Origin of the sequence: Brevibacterium aurantiacum, assembly GCF_007558825.1 — a bacterium.
GTDB classification, from domain to species: Bacteria; Actinomycetota; Actinomycetes; order Actinomycetales; family Brevibacteriaceae; genus Brevibacterium; species Brevibacterium aurantiacum_A.
The window spans coordinates 276,647-294,222 of sequence record NZ_VLTK01000007.1 but is presented as its reverse complement, the minus strand read 5'-3'; the positions used below and the strand labels follow the sequence as shown (position 1 = coordinate 294,222).

Below are 17,576 nucleotides of genomic sequence, written 5' to 3'. Positions count from 1 at the left end.
TTCGGGGCCTACCAATAAATATAGGGGCACCCCCCGACCTGTGAGCTCCACGCGAGCGAACTCTATAAGGGCCGCGGCAAATACTGCGAAACGCCAGAACTAAGCGCGCAGTTCTCAACGTCTAAGCACGAGGCAACTGGACGGATCATGCTGTCATGGCTGGCTACAGCCGAAGATCGCTCAGTCGTCACCATCGCCATGCCCGGGGGCTCGACGGCAAACGCGTTTGCCACCTTAGTGGCGTGGTTGGATGCTTGGGCTGAGCGGGAAAAGACCACGGGCATGATCTTCTACGATGCGCAACAGAGCTACGGCCACGATGACGGGCTTTGAAGCGTTGAAGACGCCCAGGCCGAGTTCTAGTCTGTGCACTCCTTCCCCGTGTGAGTTTCAGCGGTAAGGGGCGATGTTTTTACCGTGCTATGTGGCGGTCAGAGTTCGGCAGCCAGTGTCCGGGAAGCCATTCAAGGACGAAAGCCTCGGTTTGTCCGCGAGAGCTACTCTGCGGGAGGGGTGAGGTCCATTCCTTGTGAAGATGCGAGGGCTTGGAGCTTTTCAAGGTCATCGGTTTGGATGCAGATGACCGTGCGGAGCTCCGTGTTTTCGACACGGAGCAGATAATAGGCATTGCTATCCGTGAGCAGTTCGCCTTTCTCATCGAAGAATTTCCACTGCACCTGAACGAGAACCAGATTGTTCGTCATATGATTTTCATCGAGGACTTCGTATCCCACAGAGGCGAGTCCGAGATTCTGGTACAGAGGGTAGGACTGTTCCAACCCCTGCACCATCTGATCTCTCGATTCGATAACTCCTGAGAATCGGTCGTCGATAATTACGCCGGGAGTCGACCACAAGCTTGCCGCGGTTTCAGCATCAAAGCTGCTCAGCGAATCAGCATAGCGGTCTAGATAGTCATTGATCTGATCCTGCTTAATGCTCATACTTCAACGATACGAGAGATAGCCGACAAGGCTATGGCGGCATAGCCAATTGTTCACAAGGATAGTTCCGCTCGGGCCCAAGACCTTGATTGCGAACCCCACAAGCTGGCCACCGACAGTTATCACGCCATCTTGATAGCAAGGTAGCGAAGATTTCAAGGGCGACTAGTGCCCTGCCTGGGGCAGTATCATCACTATCAATCTCTAACATCACTAACAGGCTCTAATGGAGGCGCAGTGCTCCTCACGGTTCTCCCCTCCCCCAGGCTCGAACTCACCGCAGTCACCCTTCACTCCCACTAGTCGACGGAACAGACCTAAGCGCGGAGTTGCTGAGCGCTGGCCTGGCCGGAGTGGGGACAAGCTCGGTTGCGATCCCACGTGATTGGAAAGCTCGCTGAGCACGGACGAGCTGGTATCTCTGTTGCTGATGAAGCAGCATTCGCTCTAGGCGTTTCTCGCCGCCAGTTGTATGTGCTTATGGAACATTACCGCCAACGGTCAGGTCTCGTGACGGATCTTGTCAGTCGTCGAGGAGCATCGCGAAATGGTTCGGGTTTGCACTGCGCGAAGGCTGTCGAGACGTCGGTCAGATAGCGTCGGCATCACTGTCAAGCCAGCATTCCGTTAACGCCGAAGGTAAACTTCAGAGCTGAGCGGGCAATCTTGAACAGATCTCTACGCCTGTTTGACAGGGTGCCCGCTGCCAGTCGCGGTTCTGAATGAAACACTGCCGCTTTCACGGTTGTGGCACTGGAACAGCGCGTAGAATAAGCAGAGATGAGTCATTCATTCCACGAACTTTTCTTTGTTCGGAGAAGGGCACATGACCGAATCAGAAGTTGAAAATCTGAATCGCCCTGGCAAGGACGCTGTTGCGAGGCTGCTCAAGAAAGACGTGGCTAGGGGAGTACTTCCTGGTGCAATGGCAATACATCATCGAGCAAGAGACACTTCCCTCTTAGCCGTTGGCGTACAAGACCTTTCCACCATGCAACCTATGACGAAAGAGACACTTTTCGTCTGGGATTCGCTGAGTAAACTCTTGACTGCGGCGCTAGCCCTGACCCTCATCGGCGACGGGCGTCTGCGACTCAATGATGAAGTCGCAGGATGGTTGCCCGAAGTGGAAAAGTCACGAGTGCTGGTTAGCCCAGACGCTTCTCTGACTGACACTATCGACGCCGATAGAGCCATCACCGTTGAAGACCTACTGACCCTCAGGGGCGGACTTGGCTTCCCCGCGAACTTCGATAGTCCGATCGTGCACGAACTCACTAACACACTCCAAGAAGGTCCAACCCCTCGAACCATGGACCGAGCCAGTTGGCTCAAGGCAGCTGGGAGCCTACCCCTAGTGCATCAGCCTGGCGAAGGCTGGACCTATAACACCGGAAGCACGTTGCTCGGACTCTTCCTCGAGCGAGTGGGCAGAGAACCTCTCGACGTCTTGATGAGTGATCGGATTCTCGCTCCACTGGGAATGCAGGATGCTCGGTGGTGGGTGGATGAAAATGATGCACACAGATTTGCGTCTCGCTATGAATTGTTGGATGAGACGAAAGGGCTGCTTAACGAAGTAGACGCCCCCAGTGGGTTCTATTCTCATCCACCGTCGTTTCCCGACGGAGCCTCGGGGCTGATCGGAACAGCAGGTGACCTGCTCAAGTTCGCGATGATGCTCATCAACAATGGTCGCTATGAAGGAGGTCAACTGATCCCCAGGCACCTCGTTGCGGCAATGACAACGGACCAACTGACAAGCCAACAGCGTCAACAGGCAGGGCCATTCCTAGACTCTGGAGAAGGCTGGGGTTATGGCGGCAGCGTTCGTCAAGATGGTTCGTACGGCTGGACAGGTGGCATCGGCACCACTGCACGAGTCAATTCCCGACAAGGAACAGTCAGCATACTGTTGACCCAAGTCGCGCTCTACGGCCCCGGAGGCTCGCCCACACTCACGCAATACGAGCAGCTTGATTGACAGTTCTGATTTCGGGCACCCATCGGCGATCACGGCAAAGAAGGCCGCCGATCCCAGGCCTATCAAGCGCTCCGGGCAGAAGGCACTGACGAGATTGTCTTTGGTGTCAGTATGGCCACTGGTGCTCGCGCCGCTGTCGCGACGGACGCAAAGGCGTTACGCGCGCCCCTTCGACGCCAGTGACACTGCGGAGAGGCTGAGCAGACAGAGCACTGCGACCGCACCCAACGACACCGCGTAAGGCATGACGGGCAGCAGGGCGGCGAGCACCGTGGGCAGCAGGAATCCGGAGTAGGCCAGCGAGTAGTAGACGCCGGTGATTCCTGCGAGGTCCTTCGGTTCCGCGATGGCCTGGACGATGACGAGTCCTGCCACCACGCAGATGCCGTAGGCGATGCCGAGGACGATGGCGACGACGAAGGCCATGATCGGATCAGCTGCGAGCGCCGCGACGACCGCAAGGCCCATGCCGAGTGTCATGAGCGTGAGTCCGACGACGAGTGCACGCCCACCCGTCCACCGGTTGATGCGCGGGACAAGGTTCTGCACCAGTGCTCCGGCGCCCAGGGTGGCGACGGTGAGCACGGTCGCGTACATGGTCGTCCACTCCCCCAGTGTGTCTTGGACCAGAGCAGGCATGACCGCGTAGGCGACACCTGCTGCGGCGAAGACCCACGGTGCGGCCGGGATGATGAGGCGGATGAAGGTGCGATGGCCGACCAGCGGAATCCGCAGGCCCCGCCACCAGTGCTGAGCCGAGCGGCGCTCCCTCGCGAGAGTCTCTGGCGCAGAGAAGACTATGAGCAGTGCCGCGATGCTCAAGACAGCGTGAACCGCGTAAGGAATCATTTCGGGCAGTGGCCCCCACTGCGCCAGGCAGCCGGTGGCCGCCGCACCCATGGCGAATCCCACAGTCAGCGTCAGTGCGGGGCGGCGAGCGCCGGCGGTGATGCCGGCCGTGCGGTCGAACGGTGGGGACGAGAGTTCCTTGATCCAACTCGTGCCCACCGACATCGCCACACCTACGCCGATCCCCGCCAGCACGCGGCCCAGGCACAGCAGCCAGAAGATCTCGAAACCGAGACCAAGAAGTACGCTGCCGATGATCGCAGCGATCGTCCCGGCGACCAGGATCGGTTTGCGTCCGCGTCGATCTGAGAGCGCCGAGGCCACCAGCAGCCCCGGAATCAGCCCGCCGACGTACATTCCGAGCAGGAGGTTGGCCTGCCAGACGGCGTAGCCGCCGTCCTCTTCGTACATGTGCACGAGCGGGGTGAAGTGGTTGCCACCCCAGGCGAGCAGGAACATGGCGGGCACGATGCGAAGCCAAGCTCCGCCTCGGCGTTGGGGCACTGCTGCTGCGGAGTGAGAGATTGTCGTTGCGATCTGGTGGTCTGCTGTTTCAGTTGCGGGTTCGGAAGTCACTGCTGGCGATTCTGGGTTGAGTGCTGCGGTTTGCAAGGTCACTGGTTCTCGGGGAAGTGCGAGGACTGAATGTGCTCGCGCACGACCTTTCCGAAGCCCTTGGCCTCGCCGCGTTCTGCGAGATCGGTGAGTTCGGCATGCTCGTCGAAGAGGGTGTGCAGCGAACTGGGCTGATCGATGACCACTTGGTAGGTCAGGCGGGCCAAGCGCGGGCCCATCGTGGTCAGCATCTCCTCGACAATACTGTTGCCGCCGCTGCGGATGATGCGGGCGTGGAAGGCGTAGTCCGCACTGGCGAAGTCGAGTGGATGACTGGCGTCCAGAGCCTTCTGCTGCCGGTCGAGGAGCGTGCGCAGGTCTGCCGCCAGCGGCGCGAAGTCGCTGTCGAGAGTCAATGCCTGGACAGCGTCGGTCTCGAACATGGCGCGCACCGCAAGCAGGTCGCGGCGCTCCTGACGGGTCACCGTGGTCACGATCGCGCCCTTCTTCGGCACGAGGCGGACCAGCCTCCAGCGCTCGAGTTGGAGCATCGCCTCCCGAGCCGGTGTGCGACTGGCCCTCTGAGCCTCGGCGAGCTCAGCCTCGGTGAGGAGTTGGCCGGGCTCGTAGCGCTGCTCGATGATCTCGCGGGCGGCCCACGCAGCCATCCGCGCAGCGATCGGGAAAGCATCGCCGGTAGTCTCCCACGGGAGCGTCAGCAGGTCTTTCATTCCTCCACGCTATCAGATGCATACATTGATAGATGCATCATTGATCAGGGAATTGCAGTTCAAATATTCTTGACATCAAAATGTCAATGATGCTTTACTTTTTATGTAAAGAATCATTGACATTGCAGATGGGGTGCGAGGAAGCAGTATGGATGTTCAGACGTCGAGCCTCAAACAGGTTCGCAAGGCGGCTGGCCACACGCAGGCCCAGCTCGCCCAGCTCACAGGCGTATCGCGTCAGACCATCATCGCCACCGAACGTGGCGACTACGCGCCCAGCGTGTACCTGGCGCTGAGGATCGCACACTCCCTCGACACCACTGTCGAAGAGATCTTCTCACTTCAGGAGGAAGCATGAGCAACACTGACAAGGTTCACCGGCCCAACGCTCTGGCCGACCGGATCGCGGGACTCAACGATCCGTCGATGGGAGATGAGCGCGAACGCGATGTCATCCTCCGGGCGTATATGTTCGGCTCGGTCCTCACCATCTACGTCTTCCTTGCCCTCGCCGTTCTCTTCGCAGTCATCGGAGCGGGATTCTGGACCCTTCCTCTGCTGCTCGGCTCAGGAGTGTTGAGTGTCGCAGCGGCCAGTTACTGCAAACGTGAGAACGTCGATTTTGACCTCGCAACGGCGCTCTCTTCGCCGAGGCGGCTCATCATCTCCTACGCCACATGCGGTGCGTTCGCAATCGCCTGGGTCTTCGCCATCGGGTTCCATCAGATCACCGGCCACCCCTTGCTCCCGGCGGGCCTGGGGTCGACCATACAAAGCGCCAGCGGCAGTTCCATCGTGATCGGCGGGATCGTTGGAATGGTCATTGCGATTGCGGCGATGACCATCACCCGCCAGCGCAAGCTCAAACAGGCCCGCCTCGAGGCTGCTCGGGCTGCCGAGATCGAAGACGAGGACTGATACCCGCCTCGTCAGCAGCAAAACTACCCGCCGCAACGGGATGAAGCGGCATTACCCGTCAGCGTCCTGCTCATCGGACGCCTACTGCAGGCCATCGGCACAGGCCTACTCACACCGATCGGCATGAACATCACCCTGGCTGTCTCCCCGCGTGAGGAGTTGGACATGATCATGGGCATCATGGCCGCCATGACCACACTGGGGCCGGTGCGGGAGCAGCGATCTGGTCAGCGCGCCGCGACTCAGTTGACTGACGCGCATGAGGGGAAGCTGCCCGCAGTCTGAACGCCACACACGGCGAGCTCATTTCAGGTTGCTGAAGTTCCCGCGGAAGATCCCGGCCGGGTCCCGCTCCTCTTTGATCCGACGCAGCCGCAGCAGCGACTCTTCGGGCAGCGCATCCGCGAGACTCTCGCTCGGGTTGAGGAACGTCACGGGCTTGCGTCCGGTCGTCGGCAGAGTCCGCGCCAGATCTGCCTGCTTCTTCGTGATGGACTCAGCGGCCTCCTCGGTGATGGGCAGTCCGAACATGTAGACGCTGAACTGTTCGCTCATTGCCCCGTGCGGATTGTCGGTTGCTCGCGCGAGCGCCCCGCCGAGGTGCCTGACCTGTACCGATAGCAGCGGGTCGATGGGGGTCCCCAGTAGAGCGTTGAGCGCGGCATCATCCAGAGTGGTGAGCAGCTCCGCGCGGGAGCTGCCGGGAACAGGGTCGGTCGGTTCGGCAGTGATGGTTCCCAGTTCTGCGACGCTCATCGGTGCACGGGTGTCAGAGAGCGGCGCCGGCAATGCTTCGCTCGCGCGCATCAGGCTGCGGACCTCGGCCTCCGGCCCGAGGTAGGTCGAGTCGATCGCGACCATCGGGTCAGCGCCGGGGAAGCTGAGGAGCTCCAGCCACAGGTTCAGATTATCCGGCGCAGTCTCTGTCATCGACCGGAACACCTCGGCGACCTCTCTGGCATGGACGGCTGGCCAGAGTTGGCGCCCACCGAACACCTCCGGAGCCTCGTGCAGCTGGACCTCAAGACCGGTGACGATGACGAGTTCGCTTCCCGCGCCACGCAGCGCCCAGTAGAGCTCGGGATCCGTATCCGCTGTGACCCGTCGGGTCTGACCCTCGGCGTCGACGATGTCGAATGCGCGGATGTTGTCACCCACCCAGCCGAAGGACCGGCCGAACCAGCTCAGGCCACCGCCGAGGGCAACTCCGGCCACCGTCACAACTGGTGAGCTCCCCGGCAGTCCCGTCAGTCCGTGCTCGGCTGCGGCGCTCTGCAGCTCTCCGGCCTTTGTACCGGATCCGATCGTGGCCGTGCGCTGGCTCAGGTCGATGTCGATCGAGTTGAGCTGGGTGGTTCGTAAGAGGATCGCCCCGCCTGCTCGCCCGGTAGCGCCATGGCCGGACGGTTGGGTCGCGATCGACAGGCCCTGAGCCCGGGCGAAGCGAACAAGATTGCTGATGTCACCGACGTCAACCGCTTCGACCACGGCGAGGACGTCCTGGTCGATGGCGCGATTCCATGGTCGATGAACCTCGTCGAAATCTGAGCTGCCGGGGAACCATAGGCGTCCCTGGACAGTGGCCTGCAGTTCGTCAAGAATGGATGTCGACAGAAGAGTCACAATTGCTCCTTGGCTGGTGTTGGTACGGATGCTGATCAGTCCGACGTCTGCCGAACGTACCCATGAGTCGTTTCCCACGACGAAAGCGTGACGAGTCACCACCGGCAGGATGGCTATGACATCGAATTCGACGCCCCACCCCCTCACCGAGGTGGCCGATCAGTTCTCCTTGCATCGGCCCAAGCTGTTCGCCATCGCCTACCGCACCATGGGATCTCCTTGGGCCGCCGATGACGCGGTGCAGGAGACGTGGATTCGATTGCAACGAGCAGACATCGCGGCCATCGACAACCTCGAGGCGTGGTTGACGACGGTGACCCCCCGGGTATGCATCGACCTCATCCGCGGCGACGCCGCGAGACGCGAAGACCTGCGCTGGTCCGCGTCGACCGAAGAGACAGCGGCGGAGGAAGCGCTGGCGGATCAACCGGCAGACAGTGCCGTGCTCAAGGTCGATCTGGCGGCTGCCTTGACCATTGTCCTCGATACTTTGGGGCCCTGGAGCGTCTCGCGCTGGTCCTGCACGACTTCTTCGCACTGACCTATAACGACATCGCTCCCATCGTCGACCGCACGCCCATCGCGACCCGCCAGCTCGCATCCCGTGCACGAGCGCGCCTGCGTGGCGTCGACGTCACCAGCGCTCGACACAGGCAAGAGTCTGCGATCACGGCCTTCCTCTCCGCAGCCCGTGAGGGAGACTTCGGCAGTCTGCTCCAACTGCTTGATCCCGAGATCGAACTGCGCAGCGACCCAACGGCAGTGAGACTGGCCGGGGCTGGCGCAGAATTCGGCGCCCCTCTCCTCGATCGCGAAGTCGCCGGCCCTGACGCCGTGGCCCGAGTCTTCAACGGCCGCGCACAGGCAACCAGGCTGGTCCACGTCGATGGCGTACCCGCTGCCGCATACCTCGTCGATGGCGCTCCTCGGGCACTCTACTGGTTCCGGTTCGCATACGGCAGGGTCGCCTCCGTCGATGTGCTCGCCGATGAGAATCTCCTGGTCTCTCTCGACATCGTGGTCTAGGTGTTGTTCAAGGACTCGGAACTCGTAGGCACTGCAGACAACGCCGGTAATACCGGTAACACAGTCAATACAGAATGCGAGACATTTTTTACTCAATGCCCCTTGTCGGTTATTGTAGTCCTCGGCGCTATTCCGCGCTCGATGTCGAGCACAATTGCAGAGGAGATTCCCGGCACCCATGAGTTGGGCATTCGGTGATGTGATCAACGTGGAATCAGTTATCTGGAGCGCCATCACCCTCAGCCTCATCGCAGGAATGCTGTCGAAAGCTCTGCCTCGAGTTCCGGGCGCGGTCGTGGGAACCGCGTGGGGAGCCACGGCACTGGCAGTGACCGGAGCTCTGTTAGTCAAAGGCACCGCCGACGCCGGCCTTGAGATCGTTGGGCTCGGACTTTTAGCCACTTTCCCGGCCTTCCTCACTGGCTTCACTCTGATCAGCCTCGTCGGGGATTGGAAGCGCGAGCTCACCGCCTGACAGTTCTGGCGGTGAGCTCGCGGCCCGAGGAACGCTGCCTCACTCCACTGCTGCCTCACTCCACAAGCTTGCCGACCTGGCTGATCTCCTCGACTCGCATGAGCTCGGCGACCTCGGGATCGACGGCGGGAATGCTCTCCTTCACAACCCCGGTCGATGGCGACCACACGAGGTTGACCTGCAGGTTCTCATCCTGCTCGGGGTAGTCGCTGCGGTTGTGGCAGCCGCGGGTCTCGCGGCGCTCGAGTGCGCATTCCAGCGTGGCGCGCGCTGCCAGAGCCGAGGATTTGAGGTCGAAGGCGTGTGAGAGGTCGGAGTAGCCAGCGATGTCGGGGTGGATGCCCACGTCGCTCATGCGTGCTTCGATCGACGCGAGCTTCTCGAGCCCTTCCGACAATCCAGCCTCATCGCGGACGACTCCGGCATGGGCGGTCATAAGATTTCGGATCTCGCGCTGCAGAGCCCTGACGTTCTCGGTCCCCTCGGAGGACAGGAGATCATCGATCTCAGCCCGCGCCTCGGCGATGGCAGACTGCGACCGCACCTGCGCCTCCAGATCGGACGAGTACGCGATGGCGGACTGACCGACGATGCGGCCGAAGACGAGGAGTTCGATGAGCGAATTGCCACCGAGGCGGTTGGCCCCGTGCAGTCCGGACGATGCCTCGCCGATGGCCCACAGGCCCTCGACGTCGGTGCTGTGCTCGACCGGGTCGACCCACACCCCGCCCATCGAGTAGTGCGCGGTCGGGGCGATCTCGATCGGTGACTGGGTGATGTCGAGCATCTGCGTCTCCATCATCGTCTGGAACACGCGAGGCAGACGGCTCATGATGGTCTCGCGCGGCAGATGCGAGACATCGAGCCAGATGCCGCCGTTCTCCGTGCCGCGGCCCTCGGCGATCTCGGTGTAGGCGGCCAGGGCCACACGGTCGCGGGTGGAGAGTTCCATGCGTTCGGGGTCGTAGCGTTCCATGAACCGCTCCCCCAGTCCGTTGCGCAGGATTCCGCCCTCACCACGGGCGGCCTCGGAGACGAGGGTGCCGGCGGCGTTCTCGGGTTCGATGATGCCTGAGGGATGGAACTGGACGAGCTCGGCGTCGCGCAGTCGGGCTCCGGCCTCGACGGCCAGGCGGAAGGAGTCACCGGTGTTCTCGTCACGGCGGGAGGATGTGCGGCGCCAGATCCGATTGTGGCCGCCGGCGGCGAGGATGACCGCGTCGGCATGGATTCGGTAGCGGGAGCCGTCGACGATGTCGAAGCCGAAGGCGCCGAATACGCGGCCGTCGGCGACGAGGAGTTTGGTGATGTAGACGCGGTCGAGGATGGGGAGGTTCAGGGCCTCGGCACGATGAATGAGGGTGCGCTGGATTTCGAGTCCCGTATAGTCCCCGGCGAAAGCGGTGCGACGCCAGGTGTGGGCGCCGAAGAAGCGCTGCGAGATCCGACCGTCGTCCTCCTTCGCGAAGTCCATTCCGTATCGCTCCAGGTCTGCAATTCCCTGCTCGGCTCCCTGGGTGACGATTTCGACGGTGCGGGGGTTGGCGAGGTCATAGGATTCCTTGATCGTGTCGGCCGCGTGCTGCTGCCAGGTGTCGTCGGGGTCCATGGTGGCCAGTGCCGCATTGATGCCGCCGGCGGCCAGCGAGGTGTGCGCGTCGTCCTTGGGTCGTTTGCCGACAGCGAGGACATCGGTGCCGGATTCGGCGACCTCGATCGCGGCGCGCAGGCCGGATCCGCCGGTTCCGATGACCAGCACCGAGGTGGAGATCGTGTGTTCGTGTGCGTGGGCTTTTCCCTGTGTGGAGTTCATGTATTCCACACTAGGTTCGGCCACCTCATGCGTCCAATGTATTGTTTCGCTTGACTTGATAGCGATACGCTATAGAGATGAATCTGGAACAGCTCGCGAGCTTCGTCGAGGTCGCCAACACCGGTCATTTCACGAAGGCCGCTGCCACTCTTCACCTGGCCCAGCCGTCGCTGAGTCGGCAGATTTCGACGCTGGAGAAGGAGCTCGGCTCCGAACTCTTCCATCGCGCCCATGGACACATCAGTCTCACCGCCGCAGGCGATACTCTGCTGCCGACTGCCCGACGAATGCTCGCCGACGCCGAGGCGGTCCGCCGGGATATGGATGAGCTCGCCGGGCTGCGCAAGGGTCGCATTCGCCTGGGCGCGACGCCGACGCTGTGTGTCAGCCTCGTCGCCGAGGCGATCAGCAGCTTCCATCAAGAGCATCCCGGGGTCGAGCTCGAACTCGTCGAGAAGGGTTCGCGGGAGCTCATTGAGGCACTGGGCGCCGGCGAGCTGGATCTTGCACTCATCACGCGGACGTTGAGTCCGAGCGCGCAGATGCCGAGGTTGCGGATGCGCGAGGTGCTCAGCGAGGACCTCGTGGTGATTGCTGGGACTGACCGCCGTTCGGGCGAGAACACGTCATGGGCGGGCGGCAGCCGCAGCGATGCTCCGCTGCTGCCCGGTGACACGGTCACGTTGGCGGAAGTCGCGGCACTCCCCCAGGTGCTGTTCCATCACGGATACGATCTGCGCGAAGCCACCTCGGCGGCCTTCGATGCGGCCGGGTTGGCACCGAACACCGTCGTCGAGGGAGCCGAGATGGACGCAGTGCTGCGCTTCATCGAACGCGGACTGGGAGTCGCAATCGTCCCGGCCATGGTCCTCGTCGATCGGCCACGCCTGACCTCGGCACAGCTGCTGAAGCCGAGCCTGTCGCGAACGGTCAGCCTCGCCACCCGCGCGGACGTACGGGCGACCAGGGCCGCCTCGGCGATGGAGAAGACGATCCTCTCGACTGCGAGGGCGCTGACCGAGGAGGACACCGGACTGGCGGCGTATGTGCGGTTGGTGGAGTAGGGCCCGGTTGGCAGAGTAGGGCGCGGGGGCGGCCTCGCAGACCTTGGCCGATTCTGAGCTCACCGAGGCCCAGAATGCATTGATCAGTGAGTCGTTCGCCATCCTTTGGCGGGTCCGGCCAGCGCTTTTCGACCGAAGACGTGATCGCCTCACTGACAGCCAAGCGTGCGAGCTGCCCGCCCATGAGTCCAGACAGCTCGCTCCTCGGTCGCTACTCAGAATCTGTTTCTTGATTTCATTGACGAATACGATCGAGCCGCATTTGCGCAGTAGCCGCGTGCGCCGACATACCCTCTGACTCAGAGATCACGATGGTCGCCGGCGCGACAGTGTCAGTTGCCTCCTTATCAACCCGCTGATACGTCAGTGGTTTGAGGAAGCGGGAGACCGATAGTCCTGCACTGTGCTTTGCTCCGCCCGCGGTCGGAAGCGTGTGATTGGTTCCTGCCATGCCCTTATCCGAATACGCTACAGTGCTCCACTCACCGAGAAAGATCGAACCGTAGTTCCGCAGGCGCTTGTGGTACCAGCCGTCGTCGGCTGTTATGACCTCGAGGTGCTCCGGAGCAAGATCGTCCATCAGCGAGGCGGCAACTTCCCGATTCTCCGCCACGGTCACCGAGCCAAAATCACGCCACGCAGGCCCACAGATGTCAGCTGTCGACAGCGTCTTCAGCTGACGGTCTACAGCAGCCATGACCGCGTTGCCGTGGGTGCCACTCGTGGTGACGAGTGCCGCCGGCGAATTCGGACCATGCTCGGCCTGGCCAAGAAGATCTGCAGCAACAAGTTCCGGATCAGCTGTCTCGTCGGAAAGGACTGCAACTTCGGACGGACCGGCGAGCAGGTCGATGGCCGCGCGACCAAAGAGCTGGCGCTTCGCTTCCGCGACGAAGGCATTGCCCGCACCGACAACCATGTCGACAGGGAGATCCTCGAGCAGACCAAACGCCATAGAGGCGAGGGCTTGGACCCCACCGAGGAGAAATACTCGGTCAACTCCCGAAACATATGCCGTATAGAGCACCGCATCGTTTGCTCCTCCGGAGGGCTGCGGCGGAGTGCAAGCGACGACGTGAGGCACGCCGGCAGCTTTGGCGACACCGACGGTCATGAAAGCGCTGGCGGTCAGAGGGAAGCGCCCCGCTGGCATGTAGGCTCCGACTCGGCCCACCGGCACGTAGTGAACACCTGTGTGAACACCCGGTGCGAGTTCCACCTCGAAATCGCTGTGGCCTTCTCGCTGCCTGTGGGCGAAAGCCTGTGTCTGTCGCGCCCCCAGGTCAATGGCTTCACGCAGCGCGGGGTCGAGCCGTTTCCCACTCGAGGCCAGTGTGCTGGACGCGATCTCGAAGTCATCTCCTTCCCACCCGTCGAGGTCCCGCGCATAGCCGCGAATGGCGTCAATTCCACGATTCTCGATATCGAGCAGCATCGTTGAAACGGTTTTCACCACTTGGGGGTCGCGTTGCGCGGCAGGCACATCGATTGGAGACTTCAATCGTGTGAAGTGACCTGCATTTGCCTCAAGAACTGGCGTTGTGAATTGCATGGTGTATTTCCTACTCTTTCGTCGACGAAGCAAAGTGAGTATGAGGCGGGGCGCTATGTAGCCATCGCGTGTGGTGACATTGTGACGAAGCCACGACTGTCTACATCTGTGGAACGAGCAGTTGCCTGAGAGCGCTGCCGTTACTGAGGTCATGCAGACTTTGCTCTGCCTCTTCAAGCGGGCGTCTGGCACTCACCAGCTGGTCAACGAGCAGGCGTTCTTCCATGTACTCCTTGACAAGCCACGGGATATCGCGGGAAGGACGAATCCCACCATAATTCGAACCGATGACTCTCTGATCCAGGTCGACCAAATGTTGCGGCTCGATGCTTATCCGAGTGCCGGCAGGAGGAATGCCGACAATCACGGCGCATCCGCCGATAGCCAGCATCGCAATAGCCTGCTCGCTTGTTCGCTGGTGGCCTATGGCGTCAAAGGCATAGTCGACCCCGTCGGGAAGGATGCTGCGCAATGCATCAGGAACATCCAAGTCAGGTGTTGCAGTTATGGTGTCCGTCGCTCCGAAGGTGGTGGCCAAGTCAGTCTTATCGTCTTGGATATCGACCGCGACAATTCGCTCGGCTTGAGCCATTCGCGCTCCTTGGATGACCGATAAACCGACTCCCCCGCAACCGATGACTGCAACCGTGGCCCCAGGGGGAACCTGTGCGGAATTCCTCACCGCGCCAACACCGGTAGCAACCGCGCAGCCGACGAGTGACATCTGCTCCAAAGGGGCATCTTTTCGAATCTTCAGGGCCCCCGATGCAGGCACTACTGCGCGTTCAGCGAATGCCGAGGTGCCGAGATAGTGGTGCACCGGGTCTTGCCCCTGGCTCAAGCGACTCGTGCCGTCGTTGAGTGTCCCGCCAAGTGCAACAGTGGTCGCCGCGACTTCGCAGCGAATCTCGCGCCCCAAAAGACAATTACGGCAATTGCCACACGGTGCGACCCATGAGAGCACCACGTGATCTCCCTCGCGCAGGTGCGATACTCCCTTCCCCACGGCTGTGACTATCCCGCTTCCCTCGTGTCCCATGACGAGCGGCAACGGGAGGTCCCAGTCTCCTCTACGCACGTGTAGGTCCGAGTGGCACACTCCAGCCGCAGCGATCTTGACCTCAACCTCGTGAGGACCCGGCCCCTGGAGCGTCACCTGCTCCACTTCGACGGGCTTGTCGCTGCTCCGAAAGACAACCGCTCTCATTCTGATTCCTCCTTTTGATCCTGCACCACGATCGCTGCAAGCTGATCGTGGCTTTGATGAGTCGGTGCCGTTGACTCGGAGTCCCGCAGTGCAAAAGCAAATTCAGGACCCGCCGCGCCCTTCGCGATCCTCTTGCGAAGGATCAGCAGCCAATACAAGGAAGCGCTCGCCATAGTGATGAGGAAGACGACTCCGTTCGCGCGGAAGTCCGGGAGCAACATGAGTGCAGCCAGAACAATTCCGAACACTGCGATTCCAAATAGATATAGGGGCACACGGGCACGGCCAAGATCGAAATAGCCAGGCTCAGATTTGGGGATTCGACCTTTCATATGAGCATTGAGCAGACCGCTCGTGGTGAGTATGTACACGGTGAAATATCCGAGTGCAGACATTCCTGTGATGTAAGCAAAAGCAACCTCATTGGCAAATGCAGACAAGAGCAGAAGGGTTGAAATCAGTCCGGTCGCCCAGACTGCGTTCGTCGGCACCCTATATTTGGCCGAGACTCGTCGCAGATAGGTGGAGCCCGGGAGCATGTTGTCCCGAGCCATCGAGTACACCACTCGGGTTGCAACTAGCATGTTCGCCAAGACGCAAACCAAAATATTGGTCAGCGCGAAGAGGACGACCAGCTTCGCGAACAATGGAGACACCTGCTGAGAGAAGATGTCAGCGACTGGCGAGGCACTCTCAGCCAATGTCTCAGAGTCATTCACCGCGAGCAGATAGATGATGTACATCGCGAACTCGATTACTGCTGCTGTGCCCAAGGCGTAGAACATCGTTCGTGGGATTACCCGCCGCGCGTCTTTCGTCTCTTCGGCAATGTCAGCCGCGGCTTCCACTCCAAGAAGTCCGAATATGCAGGCGAGGCTCGATGTGAGCCAGATCAGGATGTACGGGGCACCAGCAACCGGGCTGGCCTGAAACAAGAAATCGATACTTTGGGCAGTGCCCGAGCTGAACGCGACAATCGCGATGACTGCAGTCGATCCGATAGTGACGACAAACTCAAGCGCTACTCCGATGTTGTTGAGAACCGTTGCCAGCCGCACCCCATAGACGTTGATGACAACACAGACAAGCACGATGGCGATCGATAACCAGATCTGCATACTGGCCGTGACTTGCAGCCCGAAGAGATTGCCCAGGTAACCCGCCATCACATAGGCCACGCCCGTAAAACCACTGATGAAACCGACGGCTCCGGCGAATCCCGTAAACCAGCCCATATGAGGACTGACAAGACGAGTCGTCCATTGGTATGCATACCCCGATAGCGGCAATTTCGCTACGAGGTCGCCGGCGATCAAAGCCCAGACAAAGAAGATTGCAACCGCGAGTGGGAACGTCCATACAAATGCCGGGCCTGCTGTAGCGATACCGTAGCCAAATCCCGAAAACACTGCGGTGGTGGCGCTGATGACAGCGAAACCCAGCAAGAATGAGGATAGCTTGCCCACAGATCTGTTGAGTTTCTGCGTGTATCCAAACTGACTGAGGTGCTCGTCCTCGTCGGTAGTGCCCATGATTCATCCTCTCGATCTGAGGTCAACCTTGACCTTGTCAATGAGTCTATGAACGCACGAACCAATGGACAACTATGCTATTTCTGTCAGATACCATAGGGTAACGCTATGGCTCTGACTCTTATACAGCTTCAAATCTTTCTGGCCGCCGCGAACCTTGGGTCATTTACGGCTGCGGCCAAGTCCCTGCACATGTCACAGCCGACGGTGTCTGAAGCAGTTCGGCGAATCGAGAACTCATACGGGTCTCGCCTGTTTATTCGGGGAAGCCGCCGGCTGGTTCTGACGCCGACTGGCGAGGAACTGCTCCCTCTCGCTGACGGAGCTCTGAGCAGCGCCCTGGCTGCAGACCAAGTATTGAAATCAATTCGAGGCCTGGAAGGCGGCGTCGCCTCATTTGGTCTACCGAGAAACGCAAAATACTATTCAATGGCAAATCTGTTGAGTTCATTCAACCGCTCCTATCCGAAAGTGCGGCTCCGCGTCTTCGGGATCAATTCGGCCGATGTCGCCGACATGGTGAGTGAGGGCAAGCTCGAAGCAGGGGTTGTCGTCCTGCCAATCGAAAGCGATGAGCTTGAGCTGACCCCAATGTTGAGAGACGAAGTGTTGTATGTCAGCTCGGACCCCGAACACGCACTCGCACCGATCAGTATCGAGACTCTCAGTGAGCGTTCACTGATTCTGTACGACGCGAACGCTGGATGGCGAGATCCAACTCGTCGACAGATTGCAGAGCGTGCGTTGCTTGCAGGTACCAGCGTTCAGCCGCTCATCGAAGTAGAGCAGGTCGATTCTGCATTGGAGTTGGTCGTCAGCGGTGCTGGCGATACCTTCGTCTCCCGGTCAATTGTCGAAAGTGAAGCGTTCCCATCGCATCTCCACTCAGTCGCGTTCGAACAACCGCTCTATGACACTCTTGCAATTGTGAAGCGTCAAGACGGAAACTTATCACCGGCAACTGCTGAACTCGCCCGGCTCGCGCGCGAGATTCTGTCTCGCTCGCCACTGAGCATTGGTACCGCTCAAGCCTGAAAACACGAGAGGTACCCGGGATCGGCCCTGATCGGATATTCCGAGTCGAGGGCGCTGACCGAGGAGGACACCGGACTGGCGGCGTATGTGCGGCTAGCGGGGTAACTAGTCAGCGATACTTGAGACTGTGGACATCAGCGATTGCGACGACCGGCAACGGACGCTCACCTCACGCCGATCGGCTCGTCACACCTTGGTTATTGCGTGGTGACACTCTGAGAACACGTCGCTGACCTCATGCCGCACAATGGTGATCAGCTCGTTCCAA

At 60.6% G+C, this 17,576-nt stretch carries 18 protein-coding genes; 10 read left to right on the top strand and 8 right to left on the bottom strand.

Annotated elements, in window-relative coordinates:
* The first annotated feature begins 147 nt into the window (after positions 1–147).
* Positions 148–333 (top strand): hypothetical protein, encoded by a 186-nt coding sequence (locus FO013_RS13930; protein WP_143923157.1) that lies wholly within the window; start codon positions 148–150, stop codon positions 331–333.
* A gap of 164 nt (positions 334–497) precedes the next feature.
* On the opposite strand, the gene FO013_RS13925 is transcribed toward FO013_RS13930, so the two are convergent.
* On the bottom strand, positions 498–944 hold the full coding sequence (locus tag FO013_RS13925) for a nuclear transport factor 2 family protein (RefSeq protein ID WP_143923156.1): 447 nt from the start codon (positions 942–944) through the stop codon (positions 498–500).
* Positions 945–1,770: 826 nt separating this feature from the next.
* Between FO013_RS13925 and FO013_RS13920 the strand changes: the two genes are divergently transcribed.
* On the top strand, positions 1,771–2,928 hold the full coding sequence (locus tag FO013_RS13920) for a serine hydrolase domain-containing protein (protein WP_143923155.1): 1,158 nt from the start codon (positions 1,771–1,773) through the stop codon (positions 2,926–2,928).
* Positions 2,929–3,084: 156 nt separating this feature from the next.
* Here FO013_RS13920 and FO013_RS13915 read toward each other — a convergent pair whose 3' ends face one another.
* Together FO013_RS13915 and FO013_RS13910 are read right to left on the bottom strand one after the other, a co-directional pair.
* Positions 3,085–4,353 carry an MFS transporter gene (locus FO013_RS13915; protein WP_260848151.1) on the bottom strand — a complete coding sequence of 423 codons (1,269 nt, stop codon included), beginning with the start codon at positions 4,351–4,353 and terminating at the stop codon, positions 3,085–3,087.
* Between the two features lie 38 nt (positions 4,354–4,391).
* Positions 4,392–5,063: a GntR family transcriptional regulator gene (locus tag FO013_RS13910; RefSeq protein WP_143923154.1), complete on the bottom strand. Its 672-nt coding sequence runs from the start codon at positions 5,061–5,063 to the stop codon at positions 4,392–4,394.
* A 148-nt stretch (positions 5,064–5,211) separates the two neighbouring features.
* On the opposite strand from FO013_RS13910, the gene FO013_RS13905 reads away from it, so the two are divergent.
* From FO013_RS13905 to FO013_RS22635, 3 genes are all read left to right on the top strand, one after another.
* Complete coding sequence (locus FO013_RS13905) at positions 5,212–5,421, top strand: helix-turn-helix transcriptional regulator (protein ID WP_143923153.1); 210 nt, start codon at positions 5,212–5,214, stop codon at positions 5,419–5,421.
* Positions 5,418–5,981: a hypothetical protein gene (locus FO013_RS13900; RefSeq protein WP_143923152.1), complete on the top strand. Its 564-nt coding sequence runs from the start codon at positions 5,418–5,420 to the stop codon at positions 5,979–5,981. Before FO013_RS13905 ends, FO013_RS13900 begins: the two co-directional genes overlap by 4 nt.
* 123 nt (positions 5,982–6,104) lie before the next feature.
* A complete protein-coding gene (locus tag FO013_RS22635) occupies positions 6,105–6,266 on the top strand; it encodes a hypothetical protein (protein WP_222103628.1) in 162 nt (53 codons plus the stop codon).
* 18 nt (positions 6,267–6,284) lie between these two features.
* Here FO013_RS22635 and FO013_RS13890 read toward each other — a convergent pair whose 3' ends face one another.
* The gene (locus FO013_RS13890) at positions 6,285–7,682 is read right to left on the bottom strand and encodes an FAD-binding oxidoreductase (RefSeq protein ID WP_222103627.1); all 1,398 of its coding nucleotides are present in this window, start codon (positions 7,680–7,682) and stop codon (positions 6,285–6,287) included.
* 37 nt (positions 7,683–7,719) lie between these two features.
* Here FO013_RS13890 and FO013_RS22630 point away from each other — a divergent pair, with 37 nt between their 5' ends.
* The 3 genes from FO013_RS22630 to FO013_RS13880 all read left to right on the top strand — a co-directional run bounded on the left by FO013_RS22630 (position 7,720) and on the right by FO013_RS13880 (position 9,105).
* Complete coding sequence (locus FO013_RS22630; RefSeq protein WP_222103626.1) at positions 7,720–8,145, top strand: sigma factor; 426 nt, start codon at positions 7,720–7,722, stop codon at positions 8,143–8,145.
* Positions 8,146–8,366: 221 nt separating this feature from the next.
* Positions 8,367–8,630, top strand: a complete 264-nt coding sequence (locus tag FO013_RS22625) for a hypothetical protein (RefSeq protein ID WP_222103625.1) — start codon at positions 8,367–8,369, stop codon at positions 8,628–8,630.
* A 178-nt stretch (positions 8,631–8,808) separates the two neighbouring features.
* Positions 8,809–9,105 (top strand): hypothetical protein, encoded by a 297-nt coding sequence (locus tag FO013_RS13880; RefSeq protein WP_143923151.1) that lies wholly within the window; start codon positions 8,809–8,811, stop codon positions 9,103–9,105.
* Positions 9,106–9,160: 55 nt separating this feature from the next.
* Here the strand turns inward: FO013_RS13880 and FO013_RS13875 are convergent, their stop codons facing one another.
* Positions 9,161–10,918: an FAD-binding protein gene (locus tag FO013_RS13875; protein ID WP_143923150.1), complete on the bottom strand. Its 1,758-nt coding sequence runs from the start codon at positions 10,916–10,918 to the stop codon at positions 9,161–9,163.
* Positions 10,919–10,995: 77 nt separating this feature from the next.
* Between FO013_RS13875 and FO013_RS13870 the strand changes: the two genes are divergently transcribed.
* Positions 10,996–11,982: a LysR family transcriptional regulator gene (locus FO013_RS13870; RefSeq protein WP_143923149.1), complete on the top strand. Its 987-nt coding sequence runs from the start codon at positions 10,996–10,998 to the stop codon at positions 11,980–11,982.
* A gap of 235 nt (positions 11,983–12,217) precedes the next feature.
* On the opposite strand, the gene hisD is transcribed toward FO013_RS13870, so the two are convergent.
* From hisD to FO013_RS13855, 3 genes are all read right to left on the bottom strand, one after another.
* Positions 12,218–13,534 (bottom strand): histidinol dehydrogenase, encoded by a 1,317-nt coding sequence (hisD, locus tag FO013_RS13865; protein WP_143923185.1) that lies wholly within the window; start codon positions 13,532–13,534, stop codon positions 12,218–12,220.
* A 100-nt stretch (positions 13,535–13,634) separates the two neighbouring features.
* Positions 13,635–14,741, bottom strand: a complete 1,107-nt coding sequence (locus tag FO013_RS13860) for a Zn-dependent alcohol dehydrogenase (RefSeq protein WP_143923148.1) — start codon at positions 14,739–14,741, stop codon at positions 13,635–13,637.
* Positions 14,738–16,273 carry an APC family permease gene (locus FO013_RS13855; protein WP_143923147.1) on the bottom strand — a complete coding sequence of 512 codons (1,536 nt, stop codon included), beginning with the start codon at positions 16,271–16,273 and terminating at the stop codon, positions 14,738–14,740. The genes FO013_RS13860 and FO013_RS13855 overlap by 4 nt, the downstream gene beginning before the upstream one ends.
* Positions 16,274–16,381: 108 nt before the next feature.
* Between FO013_RS13855 and FO013_RS13850 the strand changes: the two genes are divergently transcribed.
* Positions 16,382–17,308 (top strand): LysR family transcriptional regulator, encoded by a 927-nt coding sequence (locus FO013_RS13850; protein ID WP_143923146.1) that lies wholly within the window; start codon positions 16,382–16,384, stop codon positions 17,306–17,308.
* The last annotated feature ends 268 nt before the right edge of the window (positions 17,309–17,576 follow it).